Annotated in this window: 17 protein-coding genes; 8 read left to right on the forward strand and 9 right to left on the reverse strand. The window is 39.4% G+C overall.

The window, feature by feature from the left end:
* Positions 1 to 139: 139 nt before the first annotated feature.
* Both ACS5PU_RS05215 and ACS5PU_RS05220 read right to left on the reverse strand, forming a co-directional pair.
* Positions 140 to 841, reverse strand: a complete 702-nt coding sequence (locus ACS5PU_RS05215) for an L-ribulose-5-phosphate 4-epimerase (RefSeq protein WP_439458218.1) — start codon at positions 839 to 841, stop codon at positions 140 to 142.
* The gene (locus tag ACS5PU_RS05220) at positions 838 to 2,538 is read right to left on the reverse strand and encodes a ribulokinase (protein WP_439458219.1); all 1,701 of its coding nucleotides are present in this window, start codon (positions 2,536 to 2,538) and stop codon (positions 838 to 840) included. The genes ACS5PU_RS05215 and ACS5PU_RS05220 overlap by 4 nt, the downstream gene beginning before the upstream one ends.
* 218 nt (positions 2,539 to 2,756) lie before the next feature.
* On the opposite strand from ACS5PU_RS05220, the gene ACS5PU_RS05225 reads away from it, so the two are divergent.
* Positions 2,757 to 4,109 carry a PhoH family protein gene (locus ACS5PU_RS05225; protein ID WP_439458220.1) on the forward strand — a complete coding sequence of 451 codons (1,353 nt, stop codon included), beginning with the start codon at positions 2,757 to 2,759 and terminating at the stop codon, positions 4,107 to 4,109.
* A gap of 165 nt (positions 4,110 to 4,274) precedes the next feature.
* Here ACS5PU_RS05225 and ACS5PU_RS05230 read toward each other — a convergent pair whose 3' ends face one another.
* Positions 4,275 to 5,501 (reverse strand): TCR/Tet family MFS transporter, encoded by a 1,227-nt coding sequence (locus ACS5PU_RS05230; RefSeq protein WP_439458600.1) that lies wholly within the window; start codon positions 5,499 to 5,501, stop codon positions 4,275 to 4,277.
* A gap of 343 nt (positions 5,502 to 5,844) precedes the next feature.
* Here ACS5PU_RS05230 and gyrA point away from each other — a divergent pair, with 343 nt between their 5' ends.
* The 4 genes from gyrA (at position 5,845) to ACS5PU_RS05250 (ending at position 11,654) form a co-directional block, all read left to right on the forward strand.
* Positions 5,845 to 8,436 (forward strand): DNA gyrase subunit A, encoded by a 2,592-nt coding sequence (gyrA, locus tag ACS5PU_RS05235; RefSeq protein WP_439458221.1) that lies wholly within the window; start codon positions 5,845 to 5,847, stop codon positions 8,434 to 8,436.
* 26 nt (positions 8,437 to 8,462) lie between these two features.
* On the forward strand, positions 8,463 to 9,551 hold the full coding sequence (locus ACS5PU_RS05240) for a tetratricopeptide repeat protein (protein ID WP_439458222.1): 1,089 nt from the start codon (positions 8,463 to 8,465) through the stop codon (positions 9,549 to 9,551).
* 98 nt (positions 9,552 to 9,649) lie between these two features.
* Positions 9,650 to 10,795, forward strand: a complete 1,146-nt coding sequence (locus ACS5PU_RS05245; RefSeq protein ID WP_439458223.1) for a tetratricopeptide repeat protein — start codon at positions 9,650 to 9,652, stop codon at positions 10,793 to 10,795.
* 157 nt (positions 10,796 to 10,952) lie between these two features.
* Positions 10,953 to 11,654 (forward strand): endonuclease V, encoded by a 702-nt coding sequence (locus ACS5PU_RS05250; RefSeq protein WP_439458224.1) that lies wholly within the window; start codon positions 10,953 to 10,955, stop codon positions 11,652 to 11,654.
* A gap of 149 nt (positions 11,655 to 11,803) precedes the next feature.
* Here ACS5PU_RS05250 and hemF read toward each other — a convergent pair whose 3' ends face one another.
* From hemF to ACS5PU_RS05270, 4 genes are all read right to left on the reverse strand, one after another.
* On the reverse strand, positions 11,804 to 12,718 hold the full coding sequence (gene hemF / locus ACS5PU_RS05255) for an oxygen-dependent coproporphyrinogen oxidase (RefSeq protein WP_439458225.1): 915 nt from the start codon (positions 12,716 to 12,718) through the stop codon (positions 11,804 to 11,806).
* Between the two features lie 106 nt (positions 12,719 to 12,824).
* Positions 12,825 to 14,057, reverse strand: a complete 1,233-nt coding sequence (locus ACS5PU_RS05260; RefSeq protein ID WP_439458226.1) for an MFS transporter — start codon at positions 14,055 to 14,057, stop codon at positions 12,825 to 12,827.
* Positions 14,058 to 14,159: 102 nt separating this feature from the next.
* Positions 14,160 to 14,381 carry a coproporphyrinogen III oxidase gene (locus ACS5PU_RS05265; protein WP_439458227.1) on the reverse strand — a complete coding sequence of 74 codons (222 nt, stop codon included), beginning with the start codon at positions 14,379 to 14,381 and terminating at the stop codon, positions 14,160 to 14,162.
* A 123-nt stretch (positions 14,382 to 14,504) separates the two neighbouring features.
* Complete coding sequence (locus tag ACS5PU_RS05270; protein ID WP_439458228.1) at positions 14,505 to 14,813, reverse strand: phosphoribosylpyrophosphate synthetase; 309 nt, start codon at positions 14,811 to 14,813, stop codon at positions 14,505 to 14,507.
* Between the two features lie 80 nt (positions 14,814 to 14,893).
* On the opposite strand from ACS5PU_RS05270, the gene ACS5PU_RS05275 reads away from it, so the two are divergent.
* The 3 genes from ACS5PU_RS05275 (at position 14,894) to ACS5PU_RS05285 (ending at position 17,577) form a co-directional block, all read left to right on the forward strand.
* A complete protein-coding gene (locus ACS5PU_RS05275) occupies positions 14,894 to 15,379 on the forward strand; it encodes a PaaI family thioesterase (RefSeq protein ID WP_439458229.1) in 486 nt (161 codons plus the stop codon).
* A 10-nt stretch (positions 15,380 to 15,389) separates the two neighbouring features.
* Positions 15,390 to 16,019 carry an AlbA family DNA-binding domain-containing protein gene (locus ACS5PU_RS05280; protein ID WP_439458230.1) on the forward strand — a complete coding sequence of 210 codons (630 nt, stop codon included), beginning with the start codon at positions 15,390 to 15,392 and terminating at the stop codon, positions 16,017 to 16,019.
* 199 nt (positions 16,020 to 16,218) lie between these two features.
* Positions 16,219 to 17,577: an MATE family efflux transporter gene (locus tag ACS5PU_RS05285; protein WP_439458231.1), complete on the forward strand. Its 1,359-nt coding sequence runs from the start codon at positions 16,219 to 16,221 to the stop codon at positions 17,575 to 17,577.
* A gap of 130 nt (positions 17,578 to 17,707) precedes the next feature.
* Here ACS5PU_RS05285 and ACS5PU_RS05290 read toward each other — a convergent pair whose 3' ends face one another.
* Both ACS5PU_RS05290 and ACS5PU_RS05295 read right to left on the reverse strand, forming a co-directional pair.
* Positions 17,708 to 18,442, reverse strand: coding sequence for a hypothetical protein (locus tag ACS5PU_RS05290; protein ID WP_439458232.1), 735 nt, complete (start codon positions 18,440 to 18,442; stop codon positions 17,708 to 17,710).
* 38 nt (positions 18,443 to 18,480) lie between these two features.
* A complete protein-coding gene (locus ACS5PU_RS05295; RefSeq protein ID WP_439458233.1) occupies positions 18,481 to 19,164 on the reverse strand; it encodes a pseudouridine synthase in 684 nt (227 codons plus the stop codon).
* Between the last annotated feature and the right edge of the window lie 37 nt (positions 19,165 to 19,201).

Raw genomic sequence — 19,201 nt, forward strand, 5'->3', positions numbered from 1 at the left:
CTGTTTATGTTATTTTTAATTTATTCGGTTAAACCTCGCAGGTTTTAAAAACCTGCGAGGTTTTTTTACTTATTTATTTCCTCGGTCTGTGTATTCACAGCCAAAATCATTCCTTTAATGACTCAGAACCCCCAACCAACTATTTCTGTCCGTAATAAGCACCCGCTCCATGCTTACGCTCGTAATGCTTCTCAATCAAGGAGTCTTTTAATTTCGGTGCCTGCGGATTAATCTGTTGTGTTAACTGGGCCATTTGTGCTACGGTTTCTAAAACCGCACTGTTATAAACGGCTTTTTCCGCTGTTTTTCCCCAGGTAAAAGGAGCGTGGTTACCTACTAAAATCATTTCAACTTCTTTGTAGCTTAAACCCAAACTTTCAAAATGGTTCATGATCTGAAATCCAGTTTCATACTCATAATTTCCCTTTATCATGGCATCATCCATCGGGGGAGCGCAAGGGATATCAACCGTTAAATGGTCTGCATGGGTAGTGCCGTAAATTGGAATGGCCCTTTGTGCCTGTGCCCAAGCCGTACCGTAGGTAGAGTGTGTATGTACAATGCCACCAATATTTTCCCAGTGCTTATATAAAACAGCATGTGTTTTGGTATCAGATGATGGTCTTAAATCGCCTTCCACAGTATTGCCGTCAAAATCTACAATTACCATTTTATCAACCGTTAGCTCCTCGTAAGGAACACCGCTTGGTTTGATGGCAAAAACACCTTTCGATCGATCTGCAGCACTCACATTACCGAAAGTAAAGAGCACCAGGCCCAGTTTCGGCAGCTGCATATTGGCTTGGTAAGCCTGTTCTTTTATATCCTGATAGTTGCTCATGATAAGTAAGGTTTTACGTCTTTCTTATTGTATTTTTCTAAATACCTGCCTAAGCCCAGGTATTGCTGGTAGTGCTGACGGTAAAGTTTTTGTTTTTTTGCATTGGGCTTGTATTCTTTTTCAAAACCTGTTCCCATTGCAGCCATTGCCGCTTCGATATTTGGATAAACGCCTGCCGCTACAGCAGCAAACATGGCCGCACCTAAAGCACAGGTATGCTCAAAACGGTGAATCCTGATTGGCATTTCCAGTACATCAGCCATCATCTGCATAATATAAGGCGATTTTTTCGCCACTCCACCAATGCCAATAATACCTTTAACCGGAACACCTTGTTCTATAAATCTATCTACAATAGCCTTAGCCCCAAAACAGGTTGCAGCAGCCAGTGCACGGAAAAACCTTGGTGCATCAGTACCTAAACCTAATCCGGTAATGGCACCTTTCAGTTCCTGATTGGCATCTGGTGTTCTACGGCCATTTAACCAATCTATCGCCAATTCTGCATAATCATCATCCTCCAAATCTTCAGCCTGTTTACTCAAATTAGCAATTATTTTACTTTCCAGCTCTTCTTTTAAGGCAATTGCTGTTGCTTCATCAATTAAGGCCGATGTAGTTAAAAGAGTATTCAATGGCCAGCTGATCAGGTTCTTAAACCAGGCATATACATCGCCAAAAGCCGATTGACCGGCTTCTAAACCTGCCATACCCGGTATTACCGATCCATTTACCTGTCCGCAGATACCGTTAATCAGTTTACCGTGCAAGTCTTCATTAGGTGCTACCAAAATATCGCAGGTACTTGTTCCCATTACTTTACTGAGGTAATAAGGTTCTATCTGACCTCCAACGGCACCCATATGTGCATCAAATGCACCAACACCTACCACCACATCGGTAGTTAAACCCAGTTTATCTGCCCATTCTTCGCTTAAAGTACCAGCAGCAACATCAGATGTATAAGTATCCTGAAATAATTTATCCTTAAATCCTGCTAACAGCGGATCAAGGCTGCTAAAGAAATCTTCAGGGGGCAATCCATTAAATTCTTCGGCCCATAACGCTTTATGTCCGGCAGCGCAACGGCTACGTTTCATGGTAGCTACATCTTTGCCACCGCAAAGTAAAAACGGTACCCAGTCGCAATGTTCAACCCACGATTGTGCGCTGTTCTTTATAGTCTCATCCACCCTAAAAATGCGCAGCAACTTAGACCAAAACCATTCTGACGAATAAATTCCGCCTACATATTTCAGATAATTGATTTTAAATTTAGTGGCGTGCTCATTAATTTCAGCTGCTTCCTTAACCGCGGTATGGTCTTTCCAAAGTACAAACATGGCATTCGGGTTTTCCTCAAAACCAGGGGTTAAAGCAAGGGGAGTACCACTCGCATCAACGGCCACTGGGCTAGATCCTGTAGTATCCACCGAAATCCCCTTCACCAATTTTGCTATTTCCGGGCCACCTGCCTTTTCAATGCACTGTTTAATGGTAAAGGTTAAACCCTCAATGTAATCTAAAGGATGCTGTCTGAATTGATTGATGGAAGGCTTACAATATAAACCTTTCTGCCATCTTGGATAAAGAAAAACGGAAGATGAAAGTTCTTTTCCATTTGCGGTATCGACTAAAACAGACCGAACAGAATCCGTCCCGTAATCAACACCAATTACATAGTTTGCTGTGCTCATAACAATAAATAATCGTCTAATTAACGTTTATTTTTCTGAATTAAAAAATTTATAAAAATTTTTATCTGTTTTTTAATGATTGGGGGAACCAACAAAAGGTTCAACACAACCTTTAAGCAATAAAGACCCCGGTCATTACCTTAAATTTCAGAATATTTATCCAACAGCTAACAGAAAAATTTAGTGCAGATTAGCCCAAGAAATGTTAAATTTACTTTATGGCCAAAAAAGGTAAAGCAGATCCCAGTTTAACAAAGAAAATTTTCGTTTTAGATACATCGGTTATCCTTTACGATCATGATGCGATAAACAACTTTCATGAGCATGATGTAGCCATTCCCATCCAGGTGCTCGAAGAATTGGATAATTTTAAAAGCGGTAACGATACCCGTAACTTTGAAGCGAGGAGCTTTATCCGTTTGATAGACGAAACTTCCAAACAAAAACTCATCAGCGACTGGATAGCCTTAAAAAAAACGAATGCAGGTAAATTTAAAGTGGTTTTAAACGAAAACCCGCTGAGTACAAATGCCGAAGAAGTTTATGGAAAGGGCAAAACCGACCATAAAATTTTAAATGCCGCACTCAGTTTAAAAGAAGAATATCCGGATAAAAGGGTGGTACTGGTATCGAAAGATATCTGCCTGCGCCTAAAAGCCAAAGCGTTAAATTTAAATGCCGAAGATTACGAAACCGGAAAGATCAAAAATGTAGATGAGCTATATGCCGGTAAAACCGAAATCCACGATTTCCCCGTCGCCTTAATCGATGAACTCAAAAAACAACCTTTTATTGATGCTGCTGAAATTGAACTGCCGCCTAAAAACGGCAACCACTTTTATGTGTTAAAGAATAAAAGAAAAACTGCCAATGTATTTTACAACAACAGTTTAAAAACAATCTCGACGGTGTCTACCGACGCCATATTTAAAATTAAACCAAAAAATATAGAACAGGCCTTCGCCATCCACGCCTTACTAGATCCCAACATTAAATTGGTAAGCATACAAGGGAACGCGGGTACAGGCAAAACGTTATTGGCTCTGGCCAGTGCGTTAGAGCAGCGTAAAAACTTTAGGCAGATTTATGTAACCCGGCCCATCGTTTCATTAAGCAATAAGGATATTGGTTTTCTTCCGGGCGATGCTAAATCCAAAACCGATCCTTTTATGGCACCCATTTGGGATAATTTACGATTTATTAAGGAGCAGTTTATTGGCGACCATAAAATGCTCGAGAAAATAGACGAACTGATTTCGACAGAGAAAATAGCCATTGCACCACTGGCATTCATTAGGGGTAGAACACTGACCAAAATTTTCTTTATTATAGATGAAGCGCAGAATTTAACACCACACGAAGTAAAAACCATCATTTCGAGAGCCGGCGAACACACCAAAATTGTTTTCACCGGAGATATTTACCAGATTGATACACCTTACCTCGATTCGGAAAGTAATGGCTTATCCTACCTGATAGAGAACGCGAAAAACCATCCGCTGTATGCGCATATTACATTGCACAAGGGAGAGAGAAGTGAGCTGGCCAATTTAGCTAACGAACTGTTGTAAGCGGCTGTTTTGTTTCTTTTTCTTTAGTTTTCCGCTGATTTCCGCTGATTTCCGCTGATCTACACGCAGATTTAAAAGAATAAACATGTAATCACTATAAATCAGCGCCATCTGCGGCTTTTATCCGTTTAAATCTGCGGGAAAAAGATAAAACATCATCACAAATTAATGATACTTCCGCAGAGCCCTAATCGCAATAAACAAACCGATAAGCGTTAAAAAAGCACTGAAAATAAAAGGTGCGCCTGGAAAGTACAGCGGCGTACCATCTTGTATAAAATAAACAAAAATATGGCTAGCTACCCAAGGACCAATAATGGCAGCTAAGCTCTGCAAGCTGGTGGTTATTCCCTGTATCTCGCCCTGGGCATTTTCTGGTACCTGATTAGAAATAATACTCTGCATGGCAGGTCCGCCAATTCCAGCCAGGCAATAAGGAACAATAAACAACATCATCATTAACCCCGTAGTTGCAAAAGCAAAGCACACAAAACCGACTACATACAACATTAAACCAAAGTAAATGGCCTTGCGGTTACCGATTTTAGGGATAATGTACCGGATTAACCCTCCCTGCACAATGGCAATTACCAAACCTACAACCCCCAGCGAATAACCGATCATGGTCGAATCCCAGTTAAATTTTTCTATTACATAATAAGACCAGTTAGACTGTACCGAATGGCTGGCAATATACAGCAGTAGCAAAGTAGCCAACAAGCCTAAAATAGCAGGATATTTAGATGCGTTAATGAACGAGCCAACCGGGTTAGCGCGTTTCCACGAAAAACTTCTGCGTTTCTCTTTGGATAGCGATTCGGGCAATATAAAGTAACCATACAACCAGTTTACCAAGGCCAATCCAGCCGAAATCATAAAAGGTACCCTTAATCCAAAATTACTGAACAGCCCACCAATTACAGGACCAAGGATAAAACCGATACCAAAAGCGGCGCCTACCATACCAAAATTCTGTGCTTTCTTTTCAGGTGTAGAAATGTCGGCAATGTAAGCCATAGCCGTTGTAAAGCTGGCCCCGGTTATCCCAGCAATTATCCGCCCGATAAACAGCCAGAATATAGAAGGGGCGAAGGATAGAAAAATATAATCAATACCGAGACCGAACAAGGAGAATAATAGGATAGGCCTTCTACCGTATTGGTCGCTCAATCCTCCCATAATGGGCGAGAAAATAAATTGCGCCAAGGCAAAAGCCACCATTAAATACCCGCCGTAATCTGCAGCAACACTTACGCTCCCGCCGGTAAACTCCTGAATCAATTTGGGAAGTACCGGAATAATAATTCCAAATCCAGTAAAATCTATCAAGAGCGTTACCATGATAAATATCATTGCCGATTTCTTTTCCTTAGCCATATTATATTGGGTTATGCTGCAAAAATATAATTAATCGTTTAATTCGCTCTGCCTATTTAATATATGATAACCACTATTTCGGAAAAGATTTATTATTTTAAGAGTTCAGATCAAATTCCCTAGTGCCTGATAACCAAGCTGGAGCATGATAACCAACCAATTAACGAGCGAATGACCGATCAGTAAAAAACCTTTTAAACACCACTGTAAGAACATAAAAAAAATGTGACATCTAAAATGCCTTATAATAGGCTAAAACTTTTCCACAATGCCTTATTTCGGCATAATTTTGCTAAATTCGCAAGGTTATAATAATACCTTTTTTAAATATCGTTTTAAGTAACGAGAATAATAATTTATGGCAGAAGATTTAGAAAATCAGCAGAACGACAAAATCATTCAAATTAACATAGAAGAGCAGATGAAATCGGCCTACATTGATTATTCAATGTCGGTAATTGTATCAAGGGCTTTGCCTGACGTACGCGATGGATTAAAACCGGTACACCGCCGTGTTTTATATGGTATGCTCGATCTCGGTGTAACCAGTAATAAACCACATAAAAAATCTGCCCGTATTGTGGGTGAGGTTTTAGGTAAGTATCACCCGCATGGTGATGCATCTGTGTATTTTACCATGGTACGTATGGCTCAGGATTGGAGTTTACGTTATCCAATGGTAGATGGACAGGGAAACTTTGGTCACATAGATGGTGACTCTCCAGCTGCGATGCGTTATACTGAGGCACGTTTTTCGAAAATTGCCGAAGAAATGCTTGCAGATATCAACAAAGATACGGTCGATTTCCAGTTAAACTTTGATGATACCTTACAGGAGCCAACGGTTTTACCGGCTAAAATCCCTAACTTATTGGTTAACGGATCTTCAGGTATTGCGGTAGGTATGGCCACCAACATGGCTCCACACAACTTAACCGAAGTTATTGACGGTGTAGTTAACTATATTGATAACCGCGATATTACCATAGAAGAACTGATGAAGTTTGTAAAAGCTCCTGATTTTCCTACAGGTGGTATCATTTATGGTTATACCGGTGTTAAAGAAGCTTTCGAAACCGGCCGTGGCCGTATTGTAATGCGCGCAAAAGCCGAAATCGAAAACATTAAAGACCGCGAGGTAATTATTGTTACCGAAATTCCTTACCAGGTTAACAAAGCACAGATGATTGAGCGTACTGCTGAATTGGTTGGCGAGAAAAAACTAGAAGGTATTTCGAACATCAAAGACGAATCTAACAAAGATGGTATCCGTATCGTTTACGAAATTAAACGCGACGCCAATGCCTCTATCGTTTTAAACAATTTATATAAGTACACTGCACTACAAACTTCTTTCAGTGTAAACAACATTGCCTTGGTTAAAGGACGTCCACAAATGTTAAATCTGAAAGATTTGATTGTACATTTTGTAGATCACCGCCATGATGTAATTGTTCGCCGTACCAAATATGAGTTGGCAGAAGCCGAAAAACGTGCACACATTTTAGAGGGTTATTTAATTGCTTTAGATCATTTAGATGAAGTAATTAAATTGATCCGTGCTTCCGAAACCCCAGAAGAAGCCCGTGTAGGCTTGATGGAAAAATTCGGCTTGAGCGATCTTCAGGCACGTGCAATCCTGGATATGACGCTGCGCCGTTTAACAGGACTAGAACGTGATAAGATTAAAGAAGAATATGCAGAATTGATGAAAACCATAGAATACTTAAAATCTATCTTGGCTGATGAAGGTTTGCGTATGCAGATTATTAAAGATGAGCTAGAGGAAATTAAGCAGAAATTTGGCGATGAGCGCAGAACAACTATTGTTCACTCGGCCGAAGATATGAGCATGGAAGATTTCATCGATGATGAAGAAGTAGTAATCACAATTTCGCACGAAGGCTATGTAAAACGTACGCCGGCAACCGAATTTAAGGCACAGGGTAGAGGTGGTAAAGGTTCGAAAGGCAGTACCTCAAGAAATGAAGATTTTATTGAGCACATGCTGGTGGCTACCGCTCACAACTATATGCTGTTCTTTACCGAAGCGGGAAGATGTTTCTGGCTGAGGGTTTACGAAATTCCTGAAGGTTCAAGAACAAGTAAGGGAAGGGCCATACAGAATATCATCAATATTCCGAAAGAAGAAAAAATCAAAGCCTATATCAAGGTTAAAAACCTGAAAGACCAGGAATATTTAGAGAACAACTTCATCATCATGTGTACTAAAAAAGGTACCATTAAGAAAACTTCTCTTGAGGCTTACTCACGTCCACGTGTAAATGGTATCAATGCCATCAACATTAACGAAGGCGATGTATTGTTAGAAGCATGTTTAACCAACGGCGAAAGCGAAGTGGTAATGGCTTTACGTTCAGGCAGGGCAATCCGTTTCAACGAAAAAACTGTTCGTCCGATGGGTAGAACTGCTACAGGTGTACGTGGTGTTAGGCTTGCGCACGATCAGGATGAAGTTGTTGGCATGATTGCTGTAAACAATCCTGAAGTTACGGTGTTAGTAGTATCAGAAAAAGGTTACGGAAAACGCACCGATATTGAAGATTACCGCGTAACCAACCGTGGCGGTAAAGGTGTAAAAACAATTAACGTTACGGAGAAAACCGGACAATTAGTTTCAATTAAAGACGTTACTGATAGCGAAGATTTGATGATCATTAACCGTTCGGGGATTGTAATCAGGATTCCGGTATCGGCATTAAGGGTAATGGGGCGTGCAACACAGGGTGTACGTTTAATATCGTTAAAAGGTGATGATGAGATTGCTTCGGTAACCAAAATCGATCACGAGGAGGATGAAGAAGAAACAGTTAACCTGGATGATGTTCTTGTAGTTGATGGGGAAGAAGTAGAAGCCGATACAACTCCTGAAGCAGATGAACCAGATGAAGAAGGCGAATCAGATAACGAAACGGAAGAAGAAAATTAACTAAAATTAAGATTAGAATAAAAATTATGAAAAGAGTATTTCTAAGTATATTCCTAGCAGGTGCAGTAAGCTCTGCATTTGCTCAGAAAAGTGAAGTAACTGCAGCAAGAAATGACTGGGGTTTATTCCAGCTAACTTCTTCAAATGCATCAACACCATTGGCAAAAAAGCTTGAGTCGCTTGCAAAAGGATTGGCTCATACCGATAAAGCCATCGCTGATGAAAAATCTAAAGTTTTGCCAGAAGCATGGTCTTACCGCGCTCTATTTGCATCATCTGTAGCTATTCTTGATTCTACAAGCACAGCTAATGCCGATGCAAACTTAAAAATTGCTCAAGATGCTGTTGTGGAAGCTAAAAAACTTGATACCAAAGGCAGTGAAAAAGACAATATCAATTTAGCTGAAACCAACATTAGCAATGCTGTAAGAAACGGCGGTGTAATTGCTTACAACAAAAAAGATTACAAAACTGCTTATCAAAAATTTGTTGCAGCAACTGTAATCAATCCTAACGATACAGCCATGTACTTAAATGCTGGTATTGCGGCCAGACTTACAGAGGATTATCCAAACATGATTACACAGTTTAGAAAAGTAATCTCGATGAATTCTCCGCAAGCGAAAGATTTGTATGGAGAAATTATTTCTACCCAATTAACTAAACAAAAGGATACTACAGCAGCCTTGGCATCAATTAAAGAAGCTACTGCAAAATTCCCGGAAAATACAGATTGGATCAAAACTGAAACCCAGATTTATATTGATAGGGGTGATGCTGCAAAATCTGAGCAGATGTTGGTGGCTTTAGCAGCGAAAGAGCCAAACAACCCTAACTATCAGGTTTTATTGGGTAACATTTATTTCAGTCAGGCTTTAAAATTGCAGAACGATAGAAATAAAATCGATCCAAAAAAAGTGAAAGAATTTAACGAAGTAACCGGTAAAATGAATGCTTTATTAGATAAATCGCTTCCTTTCTACAAAAAAGCTTTAGAGGTTGATGCTAAAAACCAAGGTGCTTTAGAAACATTGAAAACCATCTATGCTTTCAGAAACGACACTAAAAACTACGATGAAATTAAGAAACGTTTAGATGCTTTGCCTAAACAATAATTCATGCGCAAGCTAAAAAAAAGAGCCCTGAAATTTCGGGGCTCTTTTTTTTATGTTTATTTTTATGGTTTATATGGTTTTACCACATTATTTATCCTATGCAGAATTGCTTTAAATTATCATTAACCGCTTTAATTTTCGTCTCTTTTAATGCTGTAGCCCAAAAAAGCCAAATTCTTATTGCCAGAAATGCTGTTGGTAAGCTACAGGCCTCTATAGCCAATAAAGAAGATGAGAAGAAACAGCTTAGCATAATTAATGATGGCTTAAAATCAATCGAATCGGCAGAGAAGGACAACAAAACCAAAAACTGGACCGAAACCTGGTCAATCAAATCATACTTAACTTCTTTTGCTTCCATCATTGATACCGACCCGAATAACGCCAATAAATTTTATGATACCGCTGTTGAGGCTGTAGCAAAAGCAAAATCATTAGATCGGTATAACGATAACGCAGGCTTGATTAAGGCTTCAAACCACAATATCCTGATCAAAAAGCAGGATAAAGGCAACGAAGCTTATTTCAACAATGATTTTAAAGAAGCTTTTACTGATTTAAAGGAAGTTTCAGACAATTTCCCGGCAGATACCACATTAGCTTTAAACACAGCTATTTGCGCACTGAATATTCAATCGTACGATGAATCTTTAACTTATTTTAAACGTGCAAAGGAAAACGGGATCAAAAATCCATCGGTTTTTCAAAAAATGGCGCAAATGTACGTGGTCAAGTCAGAAAACGAAACCGCCATTAAAACTTTAGAGGATGGGCTAGCTTTAAATCCGTTTAACCGTTTTTTAACAAACGATTACATTAATCTTTTGCTGGATACCGAAAATTATTCAAAGGCACAGGGCTTGATAGAAAACAACCTCAAAGTAGAAAAAGGCAGTAAACTATTGTATTTTCTTTACGGTTATCTACAACAGGTTGGCGGAAACAACGCTACAGCAATTTTAGCTTACGACAGAGCTTTAGCCACAGATCAGAATTATTTTGACGCTTTGTACCAGCTCAGTTTGGCTTATCTGAATACAGCTAACGAAACCTTGAAGAAAAACGAGGCTGATAAAGCAGCCAAATATAATGGATTGATAAACCGCGCACAATTTGCTTTACAGCGTGCAAATGAAATTAATCCGAACGATAAAAAAACTGTGCAGTTGCTGATCGATATCTACACGCGTAAAAATGCTACCGATAAAGTTCAGGAATTAAACCGTAAACTTCAGGAGCTGTAATTGTTTATCACAGCGTTCACATACATCCATATATTTTAATAATTTCTAAGCTCAATAAGAGAAAATGGGAGAGTTTTCGAAATACTCAACTTAACATAATATTAATTATAAGACAAATACTTTAAAACAATTATTCGACTCATTTTGTATCAATATCATGTACGATCATTATAATCTCGACGAAGCGGCCGCCTATCAAATTGAACTGGCCAAGCAATTAAAATTCAGTACGGTTGATAAAATCCATACCATTGCCGGTGCAGATATTTCTTTCAATAAAAACAGCTCTACAATGTATGCCGGAATTGTAATATTAAGTTATCCGGAAATGATTTTGCAGGCTTACGCTCTAGAAACTTTTGAAACAAATTTTCCTTACGAAGCTGGATTTTTGGGTTTTAAAGAAGTGCCAGCTTTGCTAAAAGTTTGGGATCTGATTAAAATTAAACCAGATATTGTGGTGCTGGACGGAAATGGAATCTTGCATCCCAGACGCATGGGTGTTGCTTCACATTTTGGGATTCTCGCCAATCAAGCTACCATTGGCTGCGCTAAGAGCTTGCTTCACGGAAAAAACCATCAGCCAGAAAATACAAAATACAGCAGTGCAGAAATCAAAAATAACGCTGGTGATATGCTCGGCTTTGCCTTAAAAACAAAAATAAACTGCGAATCTGTGTACATTTCTGCTGGACATTTAATTACCCAGGATCAGACGCTTGAAATCATGAAAAAATGCATAGGAAATTACCGCATTCCTGAACCTACACGCATAGCCCATCATGTTGTAAACGATTTTAGGATTGGCAAATTAAAAGCTGGTTTTCATGAGGTAGCCGCACCACTAACTTTGTTTTAAACTATAAAACACTCATTACCAAAACCATATATGCAATACAGAGAATATTAAACCTATCGCATTAAGATTCCCGCTTACGCGAGAATGACGGCTGATATGTCCACGTTTGTAACGTGGATGGCTGAGAAAAGTGATTATATCGCTTAAAACTAAATCCAGTTAATTCCCTTTTTAAGCAGCTGCAGGGTTTTATATTCCTCCGAATCCACTTCAGGCTGAACATTATAACCCCAGTTGGCCTGTGGTGGTAAGCTCATCAAAATAGATTCAATTCTACCGTTAGTTTCCAATCCGAATTTTGTTCCCGAATCGTAAACCAGGTTAAATTCTACATAACGGCTACGGCGCTGAAACTGCCATTGCTTTTGAGCTTCGGTAAACTCTTTATCGCGGTTTCTATCAATCAGCTCAGTGTAAATGGGTAAAAATGTTTCACCAACATGCGCAGAAAAGTTTAAGATTTCATCCCACGATAAATTGGTGTTTTCTGGCTTTAAGCGGTCGTAAAAAATACCGCCAACACCCCGGGTTTCTTCACGGTGTTTGATAAAGAAATAATCATCCGCATGTGTTTTAAATTTCGGATAAAATTCTGCGCTAAAATCATCGCAGGTCTGTTTCAGCTTGTGGTGAAAAAAACGCGCATCGTTTTCAAATACGTAATGCGGGGTTAAATCAATACCGCCACCAAACCAACGTGTTTCTTCGTTCAGCTCAAAATAGCGGATATTCATGTGGATAATTGGAACCAATGGATGATTTGGGTGGATAACAATTGAAACGCCGGTTGCAAAAAAATCATCTTCGGTTACGTTAAATGCTTTTTTTACCGCTTCTGGTAGTTTACCATGTACTGCCGAAAAATTTACACCGCCTTTTTCGATAATTGCACCGTTTTGCATAATCCTGGTGCGTCCGCCTCCCCCACCGTTTCTTTCCCAAAGTTCCTCTTCAAATTTTCCTTTGCCATCGGCAATTTCCAATCCCCTACAAATTTCATCCTGAATCTGTTTATAACGCGCTGCTACTTCTTCTTTGAACATGATGGCTTTTTCTATTTCCATACAAATTTAGGGCTAATAAAATAGCCAAACTGATTTATGTTTAGATAGTACATTTTATTGACATTGCCCTAAATACCGCTTATTTGGCATTTACCTAGGTGCAAAACTACTCTTCTAAGTAATTAAGGTCTTTATTGAAGCTTTCTTTTAGTGAAGCTACTGAAACCATGGCAATTACCGTTAAAATTCCCATTACAATGAATGCCGCCGAAACGATATTGTAGCGGTGTACAAAAATTTCAAAAACAAATGTAATTGGAATTAACGCGCCACGTACAAAGTTGGGTGCCGTGGTGGTTACAGTAGAACGGATATTGGTACCAAACTGCTCGGCAGCAATGGTGACAAAAGTAGCCCAATAGCCCACTGCAAAGCCCATAAACAAACAGATTAAAATAAAATTGCTTTCAGTTAAACCGCTACTGGTTAGATAGATAATTACTGTGATAACGGATAAGCCCTGAAATATCAGTACAGTTTTTTTACGCGATTTTAAAACCTGAGCCAAAATACCGCACACCACATCGCCAATGGCAATACCAAAATAGGTATACATAATGCCGGTTCCCGGGTTTAACAGGTCCTTGGCTCCTAATGCTTTACCGATTTCGGGCGATTGCGTTACCAAAATGCCAACAATAAACCAAAGTGGTAATCCTAAGCAAATGCAGGCCAGATATTTTAAGAAGCGTTTCCTATCCGAAAAAAGCATAAAGAAATTACCTTTTGAAACATCTTTGCTCTGTTCGGCCTGTTTAAACATGCCAGATTCAAATGTGCCCACGCGCAAAAGCAGAAGTAAAAGGCCCATTCCACCGCCAACGAAATAAGAGGTTTGCCAGGTAAAATGCTTGCCAATGGTAGCTGCCGCTGCTGCGCCCAATAAGCCTATACCGGCCACAACCATCGTTCCATAGCCACGTTTTTCTTTGTCCATGGTTTCGGTAACCAGGGTAATACCTGCGCCAAGCTCTCCTGCTAAACCGATGCCCGCTATAAAACGGATAATGGCATAAGTATGTACGTCGCTGGCGAAGCCATTAGCAATATTGGCCAAAGAATACATTAAAATGGAACCGAACAACACTTTGATCCGGCCAAATTTATCGCCGATGATACCCCATAGCAAGCCACCAAGCAATAAACCAAACATCTGCATATTGATTACATACTCGCCTTCCGTGCGCATATGCTCGGCAGAAATACCGATATCGGTGAAACTTTTAATACGTACAACAGAGAATAGAACAAGATCGTAAATATCTACGAAATAGCCCAAAGCGGCTACTATAACTAAGAAAACTACATTACGTTTGTTGGTTTGGGTTTGCTGGTCCATTAAAATATTTGGGTTTGAACGCTGAAAGTACGCAATAACACAAATAAATAAAATAGATTTTTAAAAATAAAAGCCGCCCTAGGTTTAGAGCGGCTTTTAATACTACATTTGAATTCCTTTTCTAGTCGTATCAGGTGGCATTTTGGTAGTGTCGGGTACTTTTTTCGACATTGTATCCGGCATTTTTTTAGTGGTATCAGTAATTGTGGTAGAATCCGTCGCGGTACTATCTGAAGAACCAGCCATGTTTTTAGACGAATTGCATGCTGATGTGGCTATCATAAGAGAGCCTGCAAAAGCAAGACTTAAGATTATTTTTTTCATAGTTTTTTATTGTTATCTATAATCCTAACAACCTTATAATCATTTGGTTTTATTTTTTTTACGTTTCGCAAGAGCGAATGCACTCTACCATGTTCATTATCAACCTATAAGTAGCGGTAAATCTTATTCGTGATGGATTTTGAGTTTATCCAATAGTTCTGGAGATACGTTTTCGGCATAAACACCATAACCATCAACCAAAACCCCTTTTAAGCTGCCAAGGCTAGAGGATATAGCATACACCACAGCGCTATCGGCAGGATCGGTCATACCTTCAAAACGGTAAACTTCTTCAATTTCAAATTCTTCTGGCATCAGAAAAAGATCAATGGATTTACATTCCAATCCATCGGCAGTTAAATTAAAATCAAGGTTGTAACCACGGCTATCCAGATCTGCTAAAGCCGAAGTAATGGTATCGTAAACATGCATAAACCTAATTTACGGAAATATTACCAAAACATCATTCATAAAACTTTAAAAGGTGGCAAAACTTTTCGATATTAGTCATTATGATAATTTCTCAAAATACCCTTAAATGGGTGATGCGCTTGTACCCACCCTTATTTTTTCAGCGCATTTGGGTCCAGAAATTTGAAAATGAATTTAGGAGCTGCACGGTTAAGCTGAGTAAAAGCTTTCTGAATAAAAATTACAATGGCTCTATTTTTGGAGGAACCATTTATGCAGCAACAGATCCATTTTATGCCTTATTGTTTGACCAGTTAATGCAACGCCAAGGTTTTAAGGTGCGCGTTTGGCTTAAAAGCGCCTCTATACAATATTTGAAACCCGGACGTTCTACTTTATATTTTACCATTACCATAACCGATGAAATGCTTGCGGAAGCTGTACATGCACTCAAAACCGTTGGAAAGTTTGTAAAGGCCTACCCTATGGAAATTACCAATAAAAATGGCGAACTATGTGCTACAGTAATGAATGAAGTGTATATCCGAAACCTGCATCAGGGCGAAACGCCTAGAGTTGCGTACTAATTTTTAGCTTATGCCGAGTATTAAGAGTTTAATTTTGCAGGGCGAAGGTGTGATGCTCGATTTTAAAAAAACCATCAACAATACAGAGAAAATAGCCAAAAGTCTGGTTGCCTTTGCCAATAATAAGGGTGGCAAATTATTGGTTGGTGTGGCCGATGATGGCTCAATAAAAGGTGTTAAATCGGAAGAAGAAGAAAAATATATGATCCTTACTTCGGCGCACCAGTGCTGTAAACCGGCCATTGAACCTTATTTCGAAGAAATTTATGTGGATGACAAGTTGGTTCTGGTGGTCAATATTCCCGAAAGTGACACTAAACCGCATTATGCACTGGATGACCAGAAAAAATGGTGGGCCTACATCCGTATAGATGATAAAAGTGTTTTGGCCAGTAAAATTATTGTTGAAGTATTAAAAAACGACCATAAAGACAAAGGTGTTCTGATTTCTTATTCTGAAAATGAGAAAAAACTGCTTGAATACCTCGACCAGAACGAAAAGATAACCCTAAAAGAGTTTAGCAAATTATTGCGCAGCTCTTATCGCAAGGCTCAAAAGGTATTGGTCAATCTGATTTTAACGAACGTGATTAAATCGCATACCTCAGAAAAGGAAGAATATTTTACTGCGGTAAGGTAGTTATTCTTGCAACCCTTTTCTTGGAAGCCGTCACCCTGAACTTGTTTCAGGGCCTAACAAACCGATTTTTTACGTAATAGGTACTGAAATAAATCCGATAGCTATTGGATCAGCCTGAAGATTGCATTTATTAAAACCTAACATTAACTTTTCTACATCCCTATTTTTTGAGGTTTAAAAATCCGACCTTTGTAAACCTATGTTTTCTAAAATCTACACCAAATATAAGCCGTACTATAAAGAAAATCTACATTTGGCCTTACCAATTGTGGGCTCGCAGGTGGGACATACCTTGGTACATATGGCCGATAGTATTATTGTTGGCCACTTTACCGATACCATTCAGCTCGCGGCTGTATCATTGGTTAACAGCATTTTTATGCTTATCCTGGTAATTGGATTGGGTATTTCGTATGGCTTAACACCATTAATTGCACAAGAAAACGGTCGGCAGAATTTCGAAGAGTGCGGCAAGCTTTTATCGAACAGCTTGATTATCAATGCATTTATAGGCATATTTTTATACGGTTTTGTACAATTGGGTATCCTTTTTATTATCGATCATCTTGAACAGACGCCAGAAGTGGTTTATTATGCCAAACCATATCTCAACTTGCTATCAATTTCCATTATTCCACTGCTTATTTTTCAAACTTTTAAGCAGTTTGCCGAGGGATTGGGCTTTACCAAGCAGGCCATGTTTGTATCCATTTGGGGCAATGCCTTAAACATTATTCTGGGGATTATTTTTGTGAAAGGGATGTTTGGCATTAAAGCGATGGGTGTTAGCGGCGTAGGCTTAAGTACTTTGATTGATAGGCTTTTAATGGCATCGGTAATGTGTTTTTATGTTTTGCGCTCGCAACATTTTAAAAAATACCTGGTAAGCTTTAAGGCTACGTTTATAGATAAAGTACGTGCTTTAAAAATTATCAAAATTGGTGCTCCGGTGGCCATGCAGTATTCTTTTGAAATCAGCGCATTTAGTGGTGCAGCAGTATTAATTGGTACAATTGGCGCTGTAGAGCAGGCGGCGCACCAAATTGCCATCAGTTTGGCAGCCATGACCTATATGATTGCCAGTGGCGTAGCATCGGCCGCTACCATCAAGACCGGAACAAATTTTGGTAAAAACAATTTCGACGATCTCCGTAAATCGGCCATTGCCAGCTACCACGTTATCTTATTGTTTATGTGCTGTACAGCGGTAATTTTTGTGCTGGCCAACAACATTATGCCATTTATTTATACCGAAGATTTATCGGTAGTGGGCATCGCAGCGCAACTGTTAATCATTGCCGGATTTTTTCAGCTTTTTGATGGAACGCAGGTAGTTGGATTAGGGGTTTTAAGAGGCCTGGGCGATGTTAACCTCCCAACATTAATTACCTTTTTAGCTTATTGGGTGGTTGGCATACCTGTAGGTTATTTATTGGGCTTTCATTTCGGCTTGGGCGTTAACGGCATCTGGTATGGCTTAACGCTTGGTCTGTTAACGGCCTCTATCCTATTGTTTTTGCGTTTTCAAAACAAAACCAAGGCACTTAAGGCTGGTTAATTGGATTATCAAAGTCAATGCAGACCCTTTACGGCGTTAAAGCGCATTGCATTATGGTTCCACAAGGCGCGGGAATGATGCCTTAGTTTTTAAGATAAATTATTGATTAGCATATCCATAATTGGAGCTATTATTTCCCACCCACATTTACCACCACACCGATGGTAAATATTGAATTGCCTGCAGACATGTATTTACGGTTTTTTAATCCAATATTGCTACTGGTGGTATACTGTAACTGAAAAGTTTTGCTGAGCGCCATACGCGTAAAGAAAATAGGTTCAAAGAAAATATTATCTTCTTTGGGCTGTACAACACCGTTTAAAAAGAATCGATCCATTTTTACATGGCTAATCCTCAAAGCAGTCCCGTAATTGATCGGGAAATCGGTTCCGAATAAACGCAGGTTGTTTTTCTTTTTCGAACTGTAGTTTACCTGCAAAAACGCCTTGCGGTAATCAACCTCCTGCAGTTCACTGCCCACCAGCACATCATCTTTATAATCCCTGAAGGTAATATCGCTCCAGCCTTTCCCCACTCCTCCATAAATTTCAATAATCCGGTTATTATCAGGACCAAATGTATCGAAATAACCACCGTCAATTTCAATCAGCTTATGTCCGAAATCCTTGCTTCTCCGCTCGCTGTTCATGCTCGAACCGCTAAAAAGTACACCAATATGATCAGAAACGGCATAAGCGCCATTGATACTGGCGTTGCCTTTTAAAGAAATGTGGCCACCTCCGCTAAATTCTCCCTGTTTGCTCAACATAGGCGTATTGGGAACATTTGGCATATAAACAGAAGAACAGCTGGCCGCAAAAAGTGCTAAAATCGGGAGTGTAAAACGTAAGTATTTAATCATAGATGCTATATAAACAGATTTTAAATGCAAAAATTGTGCTAACCTTCCATTTTCATGAAATCCATCACCCTTTTAAATTCATCGTGCAAATTGGCCGTCAAATGGATCTGCTCTTTTGTAACCGGATGAACAAAGCCCAGTTCAGAGGCATGGAGCAACATGGTAGTCATTTCCCATTGTGCTTTGAAAAATTTATTCTGTTTATTACAGCCATGCGTACGGTCACCAATAATGGGATGCAGAATATGGCTGAAATGCCTTCTTAACTGATGCATCCGCCCTGTTTTAGGGGTAGCCTCTACCAAAGAGTATCTTGAAGTTGGATGCTTGCCAAAGGCCACGTCAACCTCAGCCCGTTGAAGTGTTTTAAATGAAGTAAAAGCCTCTTGCATGGTACCGTTTTCTTTAGCTAATGGATAATCGATATCCATCGCATCAGGAGTAAAACCACGAAGAATAGCCAAATATTTTTTATCCGTTTCACCATTCATAAACTGCTGATGCATAGCAATTTCAGATTCCTTATCAAAAGCAAAAAGTAATATTCCGCTTGTTTTCCGATCCAGGCGGTGTACAGGGCTTACATGCTTACCCACCTGGTCTCTAAGCAGCTGTAAGGCAAATTCAGTGGCATCGCGCGCAATCGATGATTGATGCACCAACAGCCCATGCGGTTTATTGATGGCAATTAGGTTTTCATCCTGGTAAATAATTTCCAACATATGGCCGCGAAGATAAGGATATTATGGTTTGGGCGTA

Origin of the sequence: Pedobacter sp. GSP4 (genome assembly GCF_051857575.1) — a bacterium.
Classification (GTDB): Bacteria; Bacteroidota; Bacteroidia; order Sphingobacteriales; family Sphingobacteriaceae; genus Pedobacter.

Bases quoted from the DNA above. Each gene is read 5' to 3' on its own strand.
- ACS5PU_RS05295 (WP_439458233.1), bottom strand. From the start codon at position 19,164: ATGTTGGAAATTATTTACCAGGATGAAAACCTAATTGCCATCAATAAA.
- ACS5PU_RS05245 (WP_439458223.1), top strand. From the start codon at position 9,650: ATGCAGAATTGCTTTAAATTATCATTAACCGCTTTAATTTTCGTCTCT.
- ACS5PU_RS05265 (WP_439458227.1), bottom strand. From the start codon at position 14,381: ATGAAAAAAATAATCTTAAGTCTTGCTTTTGCAGGCTCTCTTATGATA.
- ACS5PU_RS05275 (WP_439458229.1), top strand. From the start codon at position 14,894: ATGATAATTTCTCAAAATACCCTTAAATGGGTGATGCGCTTGTACCCA.
- ACS5PU_RS05270 (WP_439458228.1), bottom strand. From the start codon at position 14,813: ATGCATGTTTACGATACCATTACTTCGGCTTTAGCAGATCTGGATAGC.
- gyrA (WP_439458221.1), top strand. From the start codon at position 5,845: ATGGCAGAAGATTTAGAAAATCAGCAGAACGACAAAATCATTCAAATT.
- ACS5PU_RS05215 (WP_439458218.1), bottom strand. From the start codon at position 841: ATGAGCAACTATCAGGATATAAAAGAACAGGCTTACCAAGCCAATATG.
- ACS5PU_RS05280 (WP_439458230.1), top strand. From the start codon at position 15,390: ATGCCGAGTATTAAGAGTTTAATTTTGCAGGGCGAAGGTGTGATGCTC.
- ACS5PU_RS05290 (WP_439458232.1), bottom strand. From the start codon at position 18,442: ATGATTAAATACTTACGTTTTACACTCCCGATTTTAGCACTTTTTGCG.
- hemF (WP_439458225.1), bottom strand. From the start codon at position 12,718: ATGGAAATAGAAAAAGCCATCATGTTCAAAGAAGAAGTAGCAGCGCGT.
- ACS5PU_RS05220 (WP_439458219.1), bottom strand. From the start codon at position 2,538: ATGAGCACAGCAAACTATGTAATTGGTGTTGATTACGGGACGGATTCT.
- ACS5PU_RS05225 (WP_439458220.1), top strand. From the start codon at position 2,757: ATGGCCAAAAAAGGTAAAGCAGATCCCAGTTTAACAAAGAAAATTTTC.
- ACS5PU_RS05240 (WP_439458222.1), top strand. From the start codon at position 8,463: ATGAAAAGAGTATTTCTAAGTATATTCCTAGCAGGTGCAGTAAGCTCT.
- ACS5PU_RS05260 (WP_439458226.1), bottom strand. From the start codon at position 14,057: ATGGACCAGCAAACCCAAACCAACAAACGTAATGTAGTTTTCTTAGTT.
- ACS5PU_RS05285 (WP_439458231.1), top strand. From the start codon at position 16,219: ATGTTTTCTAAAATCTACACCAAATATAAGCCGTACTATAAAGAAAAT.
- ACS5PU_RS05250 (WP_439458224.1), top strand. From the start codon at position 10,953: ATGTACGATCATTATAATCTCGACGAAGCGGCCGCCTATCAAATTGAA.